Source organism: Pseudomonas sp. RW3S2 (assembly GCF_014268955.1).
In the GTDB taxonomy this organism is placed as follows: Bacteria; Pseudomonadota; Gammaproteobacteria; order Pseudomonadales; family Pseudomonadaceae; genus Aquipseudomonas; species Aquipseudomonas wayambapalatensis.
The window spans coordinates 21996-37193 of the sequence record NZ_JABWRM010000021.1 but is presented as its reverse complement, the minus strand read 5'-3'; the positions used below and the strand labels follow the sequence as shown (position 1 = coordinate 37193).

The following is a 15198-nucleotide window of genomic DNA, read 5'->3' as shown; positions in this document are numbered from 1 at the left end:
ACGGGGGAAAATTACGCTTTTTTCACGGCTCGACCTGCAAGGGCGTCGAGCGGCGGACAGCGCTTGCGGGCCATTGCGGCCCGCAGCGCGGTATTGCGCGGTGATGCTGCTACGGCATTACCGGCGGCACGTACTGCAAGGTGGTGCCCAGCGCCCAGAGCAGCACCAGCACCAGGGGCACGTGCACTAGCAGTTGCACGAAGGAGAAGCCGATCAGGTCCCGTGCCTTCAGGCCCAGCACGCCCAGCAACGGCAGCATGTAGAAGGGGTTGATCAGGTTCGGCAGCGCCTCGGCGGCGTTGTAGATCTGCACCGCCCAGCCCAGGTGGTACTGCAGGTCGTTGGCCACCAGCATCACATAGGGCGCTTCGATGATCCATTTGCCGCCGCCAGATGGAATGAAGAAGCCCAGCACCGCCGAATACACGCCCATCAGCAAGGCGTAGGTGTCATGGGTGGCGATCTGGGTGAAGAACACCGAGATGTGGTGCGCCAGGGTCTGGGCGTCGGCACCCTTCACCTGGGTGAGGATGGCGGCGATCGAGCCGTACAGCGGGAACTGGATCAGCACGCCGGTAGTGGTCGGCACCGCACGGGCCACGGCGTCGAGGAAGCTGCGCGGACGCCAGTGGAGCAAGGCACCCAGCATGATGAACAGCAGGTTGTAGGTGTTCAGCCCGGAGATGGCGGTGATCGCAGGCTTGGTGGCGAACTCCTGGTACAGCCAGCCGGCCGCCAGGGCCACCAGCAGCAGGATAAGGATCGGGCTGTGCTCCAGCCACTCGCCGGGGCGGGTGCGCTGCGGCGCAGGTGGGGCGGTGAAGGTCGGATCGACACCGCAGTCCTGGGCGCTGCGCGCACTGTTCGGACCGGGCGCGGTGGCATAGGCGACGACCAGCGAGACGATCACCAGCGCGGCCAGCATCACCCCGGACTGCCAGAGAAAAATGGTCTCGGTGAACGGAATGACGCCGGTGATCGACAGGATCGACGGCGGCAGGCTGGCCGGGTTGGCCTGCAACTGTGCGGCCGAGGACGACAGGCCCAGCGCCCATACCGCGCCCAGGCCCAGGTAGGCGGCGGCACCGGCGGCGCGGTAGTCCATCTTCAGGTCTGTGCGACGGGCCAGGGCACGCACCAGCAGGCCGCCGAACACCAGCGACAGGCCCCAGTTGAGCAAGGAGGCGAGCATCGAGATCAGCGCCACCCAGCACACCGCCGAGCGGCCGTTCTTGGGCAGGCGCGCGAGGCGGTCGATCAGGCGTGCAGCGGGCGGGGAGCTGGCGACCACATAGCCGCCAATAACCACGAAGGCCATCTGCATGGTGAACGGGATCAGGCTCCAGAAGCCGTCACCAAAGGCCTTGGCGGTGTCGGTGGGCTTGGCGCCCATGGCCAGGGCCCCCAGGCACACCAGCATCACGGCCAGGGCGGCGAACACCCAGGAGTCGGGGAACCAGCGCTCGGCCCAGTTGGAGCAGCGCAGGGCAAAGCGGGCGGAGCGGCTGTCTTGGATTTCAGCGGCCACGAGTGTTTTCCTTTTTTGGTCTTATTGGTGGATGTTGCTTGTCGATCAACGCAAAACCCCTGTGGGCGCGGGGCTTGTTGTAGGAGCGGGCTTGCCCGCGAATGCGCCGGTACATTCACCAACGTATTCGCGGGCAAGCCCGCTCCCACAACGAGTCCGCCCTCACAGGGGGGAGGTAAAGCAGTAGCGTTAGAACGTCATCTCTTTCACATCGTCCGGCACGATCAGCTTGCCGGCGGTTTTCTCGACGATCTCCTGAACGCTCACCCCGGGCGCGGTCTCGCGCAGGATGAAGGCGCCGTTCTCGATCTCGAGGTAGGCAAGGTCGGTGAGCACCTTGCGGATGCAGCCGGCGCCCGTCAGCGGCAGGCTGCAGCGCGGCAGGAGCTTGGACTCGCCGTCCTTGGAGGCGTGGGTCATGGTGACGATGATGTTCTCGGCGCCAGCCACCAGGTCCATGGCCCCGCCCATGCCCTTGACCAGCTTGCCGGGGATCATCCAGGAGGCGATGTTGCCCTCCACGTCCACCTCGAAGGCGCCCAGCACGGTGAGGTCGACATGGCCGCCACGGATCATGGCGAAGGATTGCGCCGAGTCGAAGATCGACGCGCCACGGCGGGCGGTCACGGTTTGCTTGCCGGCGTTGATCATGTCGGGGTCGAGGGTGCTTTCGGTGGGGAACTCGCCCATACCGAGCAGGCCGTTTTCCGACTGCAGCATCACGTCCATGTCGGCGGGCACGTAGTTGGCCACCAGGGTGGGGATGCCGATGCCGAGGTTGACGTAGTAGCCGTCCTTCAGTTCACGGGCGACGCGTTGAGCCATCTGTTCGCGGGTCAGTGCCATGGTCAGGATCTCTTTGTTGTTCTGTGGGCGGCGCTCAGGCCTTGACGGTGCGCTTCTCGATGCGCTTCTCGAAGGTGCCGACGATGACCCGGTCGACGAAGATCCCCGGCGTGTGGATCTCGCTGGGCAGCAGTACGCCCGGCTCGACGATTTCCTCGACCTCGACCACGGTGATCTTGCCGGCGGTGGCGGCCAGCGGATTGAAGTTCTGGGCGGTGTTGCGGTACACCACGTTGCCGTAGTGGTCGGCCTTCCAGCCCTTGACGATGGCGAAGTCGCCGGTGATGGACTCTTCGAGGATGTACTTGCGGCCGTTGAACTCGCGTACCTCTTTGCCTTCGGCGACCGGGGTGCCGTAGCCCGTGGCGGTGTAGAAAGCCGGGATACCGGCGCCGCCGGCGCGCATCTTCTCGGCCAGGGTGCCCTGGGGGGTGAGCTCCACTTCCAGCTCGCCGCTGAGCAGCTGGCGCTCGAACTCGGCGTTCTCGCCGACGTAAGAGGCAACCATCTTGCGGATCTGCCGGTCTTCGAGCAGCACGCCCAGGCCGAAGCCGTCGACGCCGCAGTTGTTGGAAACTACCGTCAGGCCCTTGACTCCGCGGCGCTTGATCTCGGCGATCAGGTTCTCGGGGATGCCACACAGGCCGAAGCCGCCGGCCAGTACCGTCATGTCGTCGGTCAGGCCTTCGAGAGCCTGTTCATAGGTTGCTACGCGCTTGTCCAGTCCGGCCATGCTGATCCGCCTTTGTAGTTGTTTGAGCGTGTGGAAGGCATCTTCACCGCTGGCGACTGATTTGTTAATTTTGTTTTCGTCATCGATTGATAACTTTTGCAAAACAACCAGCGGATCCGCCATGAACGTCAAGCAACTGCGCGCCTTCGTCACCGTGGCCAAGTACCAGAGCTTCGCCCAGGCCGGCGAACACCTGCACATTTCGCAACCGGCACTGAGCCTGACCATCAAGGCGCTGGAGGACAACCTCGGCGGCGCCCTGCTCACCCGCACCACCCGCAGCGTCAGCCTCACCGCCGAGGGCGAAGTGCTGCTGCCACTGGCCCGGCGCCTGCTGGCCGACTGGGACGATACCGAGGAAATGCTGCGCCAGCGCTTCACCCTGCAACTGGGGCGGGTGTCGGTGGCGGCGATGCCGGCCTTTGCCGGGAACCTGCTGCCGCAGTCACTGAAGGTGTTTCGCCAGCGCTACCCCAAGGTCAACGTCACCGTGCACGACGTGATCAACGAGCAGGTGCTGGAGCTGGTTCGCCACCGCCGCGTCGAACTGGGCATAGGCTTCGAACCCGAGCGCAGTGATGCCCTACAGTTCCACCCGTTGTACCTGGACCGTTTCGTCGCGGTAGTGCCTGGCGATTCACCCCTGGCGCAGCAGCCCCAGGTGAGCTGGCGCGAACTGCTGACCCAGGACTTCATCGCCCTGCAACGCCCGTCGGCGGTGCGCCTGCTGCTGGAGCAACACCTGGCCGCCGAGCATGGTCGGCTGGCGGTGGCGTTCGAAAGCCATCAGTTGTCCACGGTCGGGCGCATGGTCGCCAACGGCTTGGGCGTCAGTGCCGTACCGGCGCTGTGCATCAACCAGATGCAGGAATTGGGTGCGCGTTGCGTGCCCTTGGTCGAGCCCACCGTCGAGCGGCGCATCGGCGTCATCGCCCTGAGCGACCACAAGTTGTCCACTGCGGCGCAGGCGTTGCTGGATGTGCTGCTGTCACATACGCGTGCGCCGGAGGTGTGTTCGCATGGGATTGCGTGAGGGCTGGCAGGTGCTTGCCTGAGGCTTTTCAGCGCCGGTGAGATCGAGCGCCGCCCGCGCGGCGCTTCGCGGGCAAGCCCGCTCCTACAGTTTGTTTCGGGCCAATGAGTCCTGTGGCATTTTCGCGCGACCCCTTTGGCGTACGGCGCATTACCGAGTCGTACACACTAGGCGGTCGCGCGCCTGTGGCACAGGCATAACTGGCCCGAAACAAACGTGGGAGCGGGCTTGCCCGCGAAGCGCCGCGCGGGCGGCGCTCGATCTCACAGGCGCTGAAAATCTTTCGGCAAGCACCTCCCCGTAGCAATCAGTTACCAACGAGATAATCACGCAACCGCAGCAACATCGCATCACAACCCTGCAGTTGCGCAACGCTGACAAACTCGTCCGGCTTGTGCCCCTGGTCCATGCTGCCCGGCCCGCAGACCACGGTCGGGATCCCCGCCTGGTCGAACAACCCGCCTTCGGTGCCAAAGGCCACGGTGCCGAAATCTTCCGAACCGCTGAGCAGCGCCACCAGGCGCGCCGCTTCGCTGTCTTCGGGCGTTGCCAGCCCCGGGTAGGCGCTGAGTGGCTTGAGGCGGATATCGCTGGCATCACTGACGGCACGCATGCGCGGCAGCAGGTCGGTTTCGGCGTAGGCCTGCAAGCGCTCGGCCACGACCTTGGCTTCAAAGCCCGGCAAGGCACGCACCTCGAAGTCGAACTCGCATTCCTCAGGCACGATGTTCAACGCCCGCCCGCCCTTGATCACGCCGGTCTGGACGGTAGAGAACGGTGGATCGAAGCGCGCGTCATGGTGCTCGTGACGCGCCAGCTCGCCGCCGATCTCGCCCAGCTTGCCGATCAATTGCGCGGCATACTCAATGGCATTGACGCCATAGGGTGCATAAGCCGAGTGGCACGCGGCGCCGTGCACCTGGCAGCGCATGGCCAACTTGCCTTTGTGCCCGAGCACCGGTTTGAGCTCGGTGGGTTCGCCGATCAGGCACAGGCGCGGCTTGTTCGGGCGCTGTTCGAGCGCCTCCAGCATCGAGCGTACACCGAGGCAGCCGACCTCTTCGTCATAGGAGAATGCCAGGTGCACCGGCGTTGTCAGCGGCTGGGCGAGGAACGCCGGCACCGCCGCCAGTACCGAGGCGATGAAGCCCTTCATGTCGGCCGTGCCACGGCCATACAGGCGCCCATCGCGCTCGCTCAGGCGAAACGGCTCGACACTCCAGGCCTGGCCGTCCACCGGCACCACATCGGTATGCCCGGACAACACCACGCCGCCACGATCGGTCGGGCCGATGGTGGCGAACAGGTTGGCCTTGGTGCCCTCCTCGTTGAGGAACAGTTCGCTCTCGACCCCCAGCCCCGCCAGGTAATCGCGGATGAAACCGATCAGTTCGAGGTTGGAGTCGCGACTGACCGTGGCAAAGCCGATCAGGCGCTCCAGCACGGCGCGGCTGGTGAGATCACTCATCGCCCGGTACCCCGTAGCTGGGAGCCGTGGTCGGATTCAGGGCACGGGTGACGTAATCCTGCATCTGTGGGCGATAGGCCTGCCACAGGCGGTCGAGTTCGCCGATCGGATCGTGCTCGGCCCAGTCCACACGCAGGTCCACCAGCGGCCAGGTCAGCTCGCCGGCGATCTTCAACGCTGCCGAGTGCACGGGGCCCGCCTCGCCACCGGCAGCCAAGGCCGCGTGCATCGCCGCCAGCAAGCGATCGGCCAGGTGCCCGCCCGCCTGCTCGAACGCGTGCACCATCGCCTCGATCACCTGCGGCGAGGCCAGCAGGTTGCCGGCTGCGGCGCATTGCTCACCCGCCACGGCGTTGTGCACGCCCAGCGCCTCCTTGCCGGTGAACAGCGCGACCTGGCCATGGCTGTCGATCACTGTCACCTGGCGGTACTCGCTCCAACCGTTGGCACTGAGCACCCGGTCCAGCGCCGCGGCGGGCGGCAACTGGCCCTGCTCGAGGGCGTCGAGGATCTGTGGGCCGAGGGCCGGCAAGGTGATGTTCTGCGTCGCCACCGCCCCGACCCCGGCGCGCACCCACGGGCAGCGGGCACCGACGGCGATGCTGGACGAGCTGATGGCAATGCCGACCTGGCCGGTTTCCTGGCAGCGGCCGATGATGGAGAAGGTCATGGTGCAGCTCCTTTCTGGGTTTACCGGCATTCTCGGCAAGCCCTGGCGGCGGCGAAACGAGCATTTTGCTTGGCATTGGCGAGGAAAAAACTGGGCACCGCAGGTTTGCCGGGCAAATCTGCCGGGCTGCTCGCTGCAGCGCTGCCACCCTTCGCCAATTTATCGGCAAGCCCCAGCTAAATACTATTTTCGCGAAATTCCGTGCATCCCTAGTCTGGCCCCAGGCAACGGCGGTCCTCCACAACCGACCTGACAAAAACCGCCTGAACAAGGGCTCGGACATGACACTGAACAATCTCGAAATCGACACCCTCGTGGTCGGCGCCGGCCAGGCCGGCGTGGCCATGAGCGAACACCTGAGCAAACTCGGCGTGCCGCACCTGGTGCTGGAACGCAACCGCATCGCCGAGGCCTGGCGTACCGGGCGCTGGGACTCGCTGGTGGCCAACGGGCCGGTCTGGCACGACCGCTTCCCCGGCCTTGAATTCGACCTCGACGCCGATGCCTTCGCCGGCAAGGACCAGGTCGCCGACTACTTCGAACGCTACGTGCGCAAGTACAACCTGCCGGTGCGTACCGGCATCGAGGTCAAGCGCGTGGTGCGCAACGGCGACCGTCCAGGCTTCACCATCGAAACCAATGAAGGCGTGATCCGTGCCAACCGCGTGGTCGCTGCCACCGGCCCGTTCCAGAAACCGGTGATCCCGGCCATTGCGCCAAAGGACGAGCGCCTGCACCAGATCCACTCCGCCGCCTACTACAACCCGCAGCAGTTGCCTGAAGGCGCGGTGCTGGTGGTCGGCGCCGGGTCTTCCGGGGTGCAGATCGCCGAGGAGCTGATGCGCGCCGGGCGCCAGGTCTACCTCTCGGTAGGCGCCCACGACCGCCCGCCACGTGCCTACCGCAACCGCGACTTCTGCTGGTGGCTGGGCGTGCTGGGTGAGTGGGACGCGGAAGTCGCCAAGCCCGGCCGCGAACACGTGACCATTGCCGTCAGCGGTGCCCGTGGCGGCCATACCGTGGACTTCCGCGCCCTCGCCCACCAAGGCATGACCCTGGTCGGCCTGACCCAGTCGTTCGAAGACGGCGTGGTGCGCTTCCAGGACAACCTGGCCGACAACATCAACCGCGGTGACGAAAACTACCTGGCCCTGCTCGATGCCGCCGATGCCTACATCGAGCGCAACGGCCTGGACCTGCCAGAAGAGCCCGAAGCGCGCCAACGCCTGGCCGACCCGGACTGCGTCAGCAACCCGCTGCTGGAACTGGACCTGGCCAAGGCCGGCGTCACCAGCATCATCTGGGCCACCGGCTACGGTGTGGACTTCAGCTGGCTGCAGGTCGACACCTTCGACGCCAATGGCAAACCCCAGCACCAGCGCGGCGTGGCCCGCGAGCCGGGGGTGTACTTCCTCGGCCTGCCCTGGCTGTCGCGCCGCGGCTCGTCGTTCATCTGGGGCGTCTGGCACGACGCCAAGCACGTCGCCGGCCACATCGCCACCCAGCGCACCTACCTGGCCTACCGCGACCGCGACCAGCGCGGCGCGGATCAACAGCTACACACCTCGATCAGCAACGTCAGCACCCTCGGAGCCCACTGATGCCTACCCATACCCGCATCCGCATGTTCAACACCAAGGCCACCTACCCCAACCAGACCTTGGACAACGACCTCTGCCAGGCCGTGCGCGCCGGCAACACCATCTATGTACGCGGCCAGGTCGGCACCGATTTCGAAGGCCGGCTGGTCGGTCTGGGCGACCCGCAGGCACAGGCCGAGCAGGCGATGAAAAACGTCAAGCAACTGCTTGAAGAGGCCGGCTCCGACCTGTCGCATATCGTCAAGACCACCACCTACATCACCGACCCGCGCTTCCGCGAGCCGGTGTACCGCGAAGTCGGCAAGTGGCTCAAGGGCGTGTTCCCGATCTCCACCGGGCTGGTGGTCGCGGGCCTGGCGCAGGCTGAGTGGTTGATGGAAATCGATGTGATCGCGGTGGTGCCGGATGAGCAGTAAGCACTGATTGCCACCGCGGTGTTCTGTTCGCGGCGGTTCGGGTAGCCGAACCGCCGCGAATCGTTTACAGCTTCGCCAACTCTTCGCGACAGAACTCGACGAACAACTGCGCAGGCTTGGTCAACTGCACACGCTTGAGGTGCGCCGCCGCCAGCCCCGACAGCGCCACCGGCTCGGCGATATCCAGCGTCACCAGGCGCTTGCCATCGTAAGTGAAGGGTGAGTGCGGCCGGGTCACCAGCAGCGAGAAACCGAACCCCTGCCCTACCATCCCGCGCACCATCTCGATCGATGGCGAGCTGAAGACGATGTTCGGCGTCAGCCCCATCTCGTTGAACAGGCTGACGAAGTAGGTACGGCTCGGCGCAACATCGAGCAGGATCATCGGCTCCGGGCAAAGGTCGCGCAGCGAAACCTGGGCCTGGCTGGCGAAGCGGTGCTTCTCGGGCAGCAGCACATAGGGCTTCTGCGGCGGCATCAGCGGCTCGGCTTCGATGGTGCCGTCCAGGTCGTGGTCGTAGAGAAACGCCAGGTCGAAGGTGCCCGCCGTCAGCCCCTGGATCAGCTCCTGCTGCTCGCCGTCGCGCAGGCGGATATCCACACCGGGATAACGCTCGCGAAAACCTGCGATCAGCCGTGGCAGATAAAGCGGCGCGACAGTCTCGAAGCAACCGATGTCGATCTGCCCGGCCACCGTATCGTTGTCGGCCAGGGCGTTCTGCTCGAACTCGTGGGACATCTGCAGCAGCGCCTTGGTCTTGGCGTAGAAGCGCTTGCCACTGGGGGTCAGCGACACGCCCTGGGCGTGGTGACGAATGAACAACTGCACACCGAAGCTCTCTTCCAGGCTCTTGATCGCGGTGGAGATCGACGGCTGGGCGATGTACAGCTGGCGCGAAGCCTCGGCAACACTGCCGGCCTCCACCGTGGTGACGAAGTACTTGAGTTGTCGCAAGGTATAGGAAGCCATGGGCACCTCTGGGGCGCCGTGGGCGGCGCGCGGAATTTTCCTCTCACCTTACCTTAGTGGCTGGCATGCGTGCGGCCAGTGCAGCCTAGGATTTGCCTGGGGGCTGAGCATATTTTTGCTCGCTTGTTGGCCGCCCCCAGGGCAACGGCCCCTCAGAACCCGACCGTCGCCGACAGCAACCACGTGCGCGGGGTCGACAGGGTCAGGCCGGTGGCGGTGCCGTCGGGAACGTTGGCCGAGGCCCAGTAGGTCTTGTCCAGCACGTTCTCGACGCTGGCACGCAGGGTGACGTCCTTGTCACCGAGCTTGAGCGCGTAGCGCGCGCCCAGGTCATAACGCTGCCAGGCGTCGATCTTCTGCCGGTTGGCGGCATCCAGGTACTGGTTGCCGGTATGGATGACGCGGGCGCTGAGGGTCAGCCCGTCGATGGCCGGCAGGTCCCACTCAACGCCAAGGTTGGCATTGACCACCGGCGCGCCGATGGCCCGGTTGCCATCGTTGCGGCCATTGGCGGTGCGTGTCTGCTCGGCATCGAGGAACATCGCTCCACCCAACACCCGCACCCCGTCCAGTGGCTCGCCGAACAGGCTGATTTCCAGGCCCTGGTTGCGCTGCTGGCCGTCGGCGCTGAGGTTGTTCTGGGCATCGGTGAAGTACGACGGTTTCTCGATGCGGAACAGGCTGACCGTGGTGCTGAAGCGCCCCATGTCGTACTTGGCGCCGACCTCCAGTTGCTTGCTGCGGTACGGCGCGAAGACCTTGCCGGCGTTGTTCGCCGTTTCCGGTGCCACCTGGCCCTGGGTCAGGCCCTCCATGTAGTTGAAGTACAGCGACAGCTGCTCGGTGGTGCGCCACACCAGGCCCATGGCCGGCGAGGTGGCGCGCTCGTCGTAGCGCTGGTCGGGCTCGCCGGGCTCGGAGCTGTCGACCTCGACACGCTGCAGGCGCGCGCCAAGGGTGAGCAGCAGGGTGTCGTCGGCGAAACTCAGGGTGTCGGCCAGGGCCAGGCTCGACAGCACGGTGTTGGTGTGGGTCGGGTTGTCGTCGGACAACGGCGCGCCCGGTGCGGGCAAGGTCACCGGGTCGAACAGGTTGCTGACGCCGTTGGCGTAGCGTGCGCCGCTGTTGTCGAAGGTCAGGTCGAAGCGATTGAGGCTGATGTTGAGGGTATGGCCGACCGCGCCGGTGTTGAACCAGCCGCGCACGCCGACCGTGCCAGTCACCACGTCTTCCTCGCGCTGGAAGGCGCGCGGGCTGACGGTGAAGCGCCCGGCATCGTTGACCACCTGCACGGCGTGGCGCATGAAGTCGTAGTCGCCCTTGCGCGCCCCCAGGGCGCCCAGCAGCATCCAGTTGTCGCTCAGGTCGTACTCGCCGCGCACGGCGCCGAAGGTATCCTTGGCCCGCGAGTAGCTCCAGGGCTGGGCGAAATTGTGATGAATGTCCTTGGCATCCGGCACCTTGAGCCCTGCGGCAAGGCCGACACGCTCCATCGGCGCATCCACGTCACGCGCCTGATGGCCGATATCCAGCGACAGGCGGGTACGCTCGCCTTTCATGTCCAGGCCCAGCACCGTCGCCTCGCGGTCCATGTGCTGGTGATCCCACTCGGTGTCGCCGGCCTGGCGCACCGCGTTCAGGCGCACGCCAAAACGTTGCTCGTCACCAAAACGCCGACCGATGTCCAGATGACCGCCCCCCTGTCCCGCCGAGGCGTACAACGCGGTGAACTCGGTCAGCGGTGTCTGGCCAGCGCGCTTGGGCTCGATGTTGACCCCGCCGCCAATGCTGCCATTGGGCGCCAGGCCGCCCAGCAGCGCGCCCGGCCCCTTGAGGATATCGACCCGCTCGACCATCTCCATGTCGATCGAATAGGTCGGCAGCACGCCATACAATCCGCCGTAGGCCACATCGCTGTTGTACAGGCTGAAACCGCGCACGGAGAACTGCTCGAAGCGTCCACCTGCGGGGTTGGTGCTGCGCACCGAGGGATCGTTGGCGACGACATCGGCAAGGGTGCGGGCCTGCTGGTTCTGCAATATCTCGCGGGTGTAGGAGGTCATGCTCAGGGGCGTTTCCATGTAGTCGCGCTCGCCCAGCATGCCGAGGCTGCCGCGTCGCGACACCTGGCCGCCGGCGTAGGCGTCGCCTGCCAGCGCAGCGCCCTGGCCATGGACATTGGTGTCGGGCAGCACATGCGCGCCCTCGACCGGCGCGGCCTGGCGCACCAGGGTGAAGCTACCGGGCCCTGCCGAGACCAGTATCAGGCCCGAGCCCTGCAGCAACGCGGCGAAGCCCTCCTCCACCCCGTATTCGCCCGCAAGCCCCAGGCTGCTGCGCCCGGCAACCAACGCCGGGTCCACCGACAAACTGACCCCAGCCTGGCCAGCAAAGCGTGTCAGCACCGCGCCAAGGCTGCCGCCCGGCACCTGGTAGCTGCGCCGCGCTTCATCGGCCCAACCCGGCGCAGGTAGCCCCAGCGCAAGCAGCAGGCCAGCGCGCATCAGGTGCAGGGATAGAGGACGAAGCAAAGGGGTGCGGGACATCCGGAACGCTCTCAGGTCAGGGGTGGATACCCTTGATGACAAGCGGGCGCAAAAAAAGGGACAGGCTTCAGGCAATTTTCTTGCGAGGGGTCAGCGACACCCAGTAGCGGGTGCGGTAATGCACCTGAAGCGGCAGGCTCGCCGCCAGCAGGGCGAGAATGCGGTCGGTGTCATCGAGCTGGAAGGTGCCGGTCACCGCCAACTGCTCCAGCGCCGGGTCCCAACGCAGCAGCCCGGGGCGGTAGCGATCCAGTTCACGCAGCAGATCGCCCAGGGGCTGGTCGTCGACGATCAACAACCCCTGCTGCCAACCCGGCAGTTGGGCGTCGAACGGCTGGCTGGCTGTCACCCCGGAGGCGCTCAGCATCGCCCGCTGCCCGGCCTCCAGGCGAACCGACGGCCCGGCCAGCGGTTGCAGGCTGACCTGGCCACGTGTCACCGACACCACACAGCCCTGCGCACGCTCACGCACGCAGAAACTGGCCCCATGCACCCGCACCAGACCGTCGCGGGTCTGCACCTGCAGCGGGCCCACGGTGTCGAGGGCAATTTCGCCCTGCACCAGTTGCAGCCTGTGGCGACCTTCGGCGAAGTCCAGATTGACCGCAGTGCCGGTGTTGAGCTGCAACCGGCTGCCATCGGGCAGGGTCAAGCCGCGGCGCTCGCCCGTGGCGGTACGCAGGTCGGCACGCCAGTCGTCCAGCGGCAACTGCCGATAACCCAGCCAGGCCAGCGGTGCCAGTGCGCCGAAGCCCAGCACTTGCCCCAGCAGGCGGCGGCGATCCGGATCGGGACGGTCCAGGCAAGCCACCGCCAGTGGCGCCGGGACCTGGGCGAAGCGCTGACGCAGACCCTCGGCCTTCTGCCACAATGCTTCATGGGCGGCACTGCGGGCTCGCCAGCGTTGCAGTGCAGCAGCCTGCTCCGTGTCGAGCTGGCCGGCATCCTGCAAGGCCAGCCACTGCGCCGCCTCACGGGCCAACTGGCGTGCACCAGCATCCACCGGGGTGCTCACAGGTCCACCAGCAGGCAGTGTTCGTATGCCTTGGCCATATAGCGTTTCACCGTTCGCTCTGACACCTCCAGGCGCCCGGCGATGCTGGCGTAGTCCAGCCCTTCTAGCTGCGACCAGAGAAAGGCCCGGCGTACCACGGCAGGCAGGCCATCGAGCAGGTCATCCAGGGCCTGCAAGGTTTCCAGCAGCAACCAGCGCTGCTCCGGCGACGGCGCCAGCGCCTCGGGCAGGTTGGCGAGGGCATCCAGATAGGCCTGTTCGAGGCTGCGCCGCTTGTAGTGGTTGACCAGCAACCGGCGCCCGACCGTCAGCAGGTAGGCCCGTGGCTCGCGCAGGCTCGGCACGGCGTTGCCCTGCTGCGCCGCGAGCACCCGCAGGAAGGTGTCCTGGGTCAGGTCCGCCGCAGTCCAGGCATCGCCCAGGCGCCGGTGCAACCAACCTTGCAGCCAACTGCGATGGTCGCGATAGAGGGTGTTGAAACTGGGTTCGGCTGCCGCGGCGGGGTCGGACATTCGGAGGCACGCTGAGGGAGGATGAGATACGAATGCGAGTGATTCTAATTATTTCTCATCCGCTCGCCAAGGTGCCCTGCTGTCATCCGCCCGCGAAGCGGCGGCTACGGCCACCGGCAAAATCCAATTAAACCCTCACCCACCTCCCCCTTCTAAACAGGTTGTGCCCACGGCACACCCTGCAATCAACAACACCTCGGAGGGGGACCCGATGGACGAACGATTTCTGCAGTTGCTGACCACCACCACGGTATTCGGCATCTCCATCCTCAACCTGCTGCTGGCACTGACGGTGACGGTTATCACCTTCCTGGTGACGCGCTGGGCGCTGAGTTTCCTCAAGCGCCGTGCCCGCCAGTGGTCCAGCCATGACGGGCAGCTCAGCAAGCTCATCACCCAGGTACTCGAAGGCACCAGCAACTTCCTGCTGATGCTCGCCTCGCTGCTGGTCGGCCTTGGCGTGCTGGACCTGCCGGAACGCTGGCTGGACCGGGTCGGCAGCCTGTGGTTCGTGGTCGCTGCGTTGCAGATCGGCCTGTGGGCCAACCGCGCCATCGCCCTCGGCCTGACCCGCTACTTCGCCCGCCACGACACCGGCAATGCCTACCGCGGCAGCGCGTTGGCGACCCTGTCGGGCTGGGGCGCGCGGGTGCTGTTGTGGTCGGTGGTGCTGCTGGCGATGCTGTCGAACCTGGGCGTGAACATCACCGCCTTCGTCGCCAGCCTTGGCGTTGGCGGCATCGCCGTGGCGCTGGCGGTGCAGAATGTGCTGGGCGACCTGTTCGCCTCGCTGTCGATTGCCGTCGACAAACCGTTCGAGGTCGGCGACTTCATCGTCATCGGCTCGCTCGCTGGCACCGTGGAGAACATCGGCCTGAAGACCACGCGCATCCGCAGCCTCGGCGGCGAACAGATCGTCATGGCCAACGCCGGTATGATCAGCAGCACCATCCAGAACTACAAGCGCCTGCAGGAACGGCGCATCGTCTTCGAGTTCGGCCTGTCGTACGACACGCCCACCGAGGCGGTGAAGAAGGCCCCGGCGATCGTCGAGGAGTCGATCAAGGCCCAGGGCCAGGTGCGCTTCGACCGCGCCCACCTGCGCGGCTTCGGCAAGGAGGCGTTGGAGTTCGAAGCGGTCTACATCGTGCTCGACCCGGGCTACAACCTGTACATGGACATCCAGCAGGCGATCAACTTCCAGTTGCTCGAACGCTTCTCCAAGGTCGGCGCCAAGTTTGCCGTCGGCGCGCGCTCGATCAAGGTGACAGGCTTGCCGGAGGCTTCGAACCAGCTTACTCATGTCAGGGGACGGGACTCGCAGGGGAACTGAACGCCGCCCCCGGCGCTACAGCCGCACCCCGCACATCCCGGCAATGATCGCCAGCGCAATGGCCGCGCAGGCGATCACGCCACTGCGCCAGATCAGACGCACAGCCCGAGCCTGTAAACCGTGCGCCTGCATCACCACGCGCAGCCCCAGCAGCAGGTGCAGCAGTACCAGGAACACACCCAGGGCGTAGTGCGGCACCAGGCGGATGTTCCAGGGATCGAGCAGCACGCGCGCGCTCCAACGCCAGGCCAGATGCAGGCCGCTGACCACCTGGAAGACGAATGCCAGTACCAGCAGCGGTTCAATGAAGCCCGCCCGGTAAAGGGTACGGCCAAGGTCCATGACCTCAACGTGCAGCTCGGGCCCGACCAGCCCGGTCAGATGATTGGCCAGGTGGAACAGCACGTACAGGCACAGAATCGCACCACTCACACCGTGGGCCACGCGCCAGCACACCAGCACCGCCATCAGTGGTACGGTCAGCGTGCTGCGGTTGCCCAGACGTTCGAGCAGCATCGCTCCAGCTG

General features: G+C 65.9%; 14 protein-coding genes. 4 read left to right on the top strand and 10 right to left on the bottom strand.

The features are described from left to right. Positions 1-109: 109 nt before the first annotated feature. From HU748_RS23190 to HU748_RS23180, 3 genes are all read right to left on the bottom strand, one after another. Complete coding sequence (locus tag HU748_RS23190; RefSeq protein WP_054893210.1) at positions 110-1528, bottom strand: TIGR00366 family protein; 1419 nt, start codon at positions 1526-1528, stop codon at positions 110-112. Between the two features lie 189 nt (positions 1529-1717). Further along, the gene (locus tag HU748_RS23185; RefSeq protein ID WP_054893209.1) at positions 1718-2374 is read right to left on the bottom strand and encodes a CoA transferase subunit B; all 657 of its coding nucleotides are present in this window, start codon (positions 2372-2374) and stop codon (positions 1718-1720) included. Positions 2375-2408: 34 nt separating this feature from the next. After that, positions 2409-3107 carry a CoA transferase subunit A gene (locus tag HU748_RS23180; RefSeq protein WP_054893208.1) on the bottom strand — a complete coding sequence of 233 codons (699 nt, stop codon included), beginning with the start codon at positions 3105-3107 and terminating at the stop codon, positions 2409-2411. A 121-nt stretch (positions 3108-3228) separates the two neighbouring features. Here HU748_RS23180 and HU748_RS23175 point away from each other — a divergent pair, with 121 nt between their 5' ends. After that, the gene (locus tag HU748_RS23175; RefSeq protein ID WP_186722104.1) at positions 3229-4140 is read left to right on the top strand and encodes a LysR family transcriptional regulator; all 912 of its coding nucleotides are present in this window, start codon (positions 3229-3231) and stop codon (positions 4138-4140) included. Positions 4141-4447: 307 nt separating this feature from the next. On the opposite strand, the gene argE is transcribed toward HU748_RS23175, so the two are convergent. Together argE and HU748_RS23165 are read right to left on the bottom strand one after the other, a co-directional pair. After that, on the bottom strand, positions 4448-5608 hold the full coding sequence (gene argE, locus HU748_RS23170) for an acetylornithine deacetylase (protein ID WP_186722102.1): 1161 nt from the start codon (positions 5606-5608) through the stop codon (positions 4448-4450). After that, positions 5601-6278 carry a DUF1028 domain-containing protein gene (locus HU748_RS23165; protein WP_186711116.1) on the bottom strand — a complete coding sequence of 226 codons (678 nt, stop codon included), beginning with the start codon at positions 6276-6278 and terminating at the stop codon, positions 5601-5603. Before HU748_RS23165 ends, argE begins: the two co-directional genes overlap by 8 nt. Before the next feature lie 281 nt (positions 6279-6559). Here HU748_RS23165 and HU748_RS23160 point away from each other — a divergent pair, with 281 nt between their 5' ends. Both HU748_RS23160 and HU748_RS23155 read left to right on the top strand, forming a co-directional pair. Continuing rightward, positions 6560-7879, top strand: a complete 1320-nt coding sequence (locus HU748_RS23160) for an NAD(P)/FAD-dependent oxidoreductase (protein ID WP_186722100.1) — start codon at positions 6560-6562, stop codon at positions 7877-7879. After that, the gene (locus HU748_RS23155; protein ID WP_063544388.1) at positions 7879-8295 is read left to right on the top strand and encodes a RidA family protein; all 417 of its coding nucleotides are present in this window, start codon (positions 7879-7881) and stop codon (positions 8293-8295) included. Before HU748_RS23160 ends, HU748_RS23155 begins: the two co-directional genes overlap by 1 nt. A gap of 64 nt (positions 8296-8359) precedes the next feature. On the opposite strand, the gene HU748_RS23150 is transcribed toward HU748_RS23155, so the two are convergent. From HU748_RS23150 to HU748_RS23135, 4 genes are all read right to left on the bottom strand, one after another. Then, positions 8360-9265 (bottom strand): LysR family transcriptional regulator, encoded by a 906-nt coding sequence (locus tag HU748_RS23150; RefSeq protein ID WP_054892743.1) that lies wholly within the window; start codon positions 9263-9265, stop codon positions 8360-8362. Between the two features lie 152 nt (positions 9266-9417). Beyond that, positions 9418-11811: a TonB-dependent receptor gene (locus HU748_RS23145; RefSeq protein ID WP_186722098.1), complete on the bottom strand. Its 2394-nt coding sequence runs from the start codon at positions 11809-11811 to the stop codon at positions 9418-9420. 67 nt (positions 11812-11878) lie between these two features. Further along, complete coding sequence (locus HU748_RS23140) at positions 11879-12826, bottom strand: FecR domain-containing protein (RefSeq protein WP_186722096.1); 948 nt, start codon at positions 12824-12826, stop codon at positions 11879-11881. Then, complete coding sequence (locus HU748_RS23135) at positions 12823-13338, bottom strand: sigma-70 family RNA polymerase sigma factor (RefSeq protein WP_186669697.1); 516 nt, start codon at positions 13336-13338, stop codon at positions 12823-12825. Before HU748_RS23135 ends, HU748_RS23140 begins: the two co-directional genes overlap by 4 nt. A 211-nt stretch (positions 13339-13549) precedes the next feature. Here HU748_RS23135 and HU748_RS23130 point away from each other — a divergent pair, with 211 nt between their 5' ends. Next, the gene (locus HU748_RS23130; RefSeq protein WP_186722094.1) at positions 13550-14671 is read left to right on the top strand and encodes a mechanosensitive ion channel family protein; all 1122 of its coding nucleotides are present in this window, start codon (positions 13550-13552) and stop codon (positions 14669-14671) included. Between the two features lie 15 nt (positions 14672-14686). Here the strand turns inward: HU748_RS23130 and HU748_RS23125 are convergent, their stop codons facing one another. Then, entirely contained in the window at positions 14687-15187 is a 501-nt protein-coding gene (locus tag HU748_RS23125) for a hypothetical protein (RefSeq protein ID WP_202885240.1), read from the bottom strand. Positions 15188-15198 lie beyond the last annotated feature (11 nt).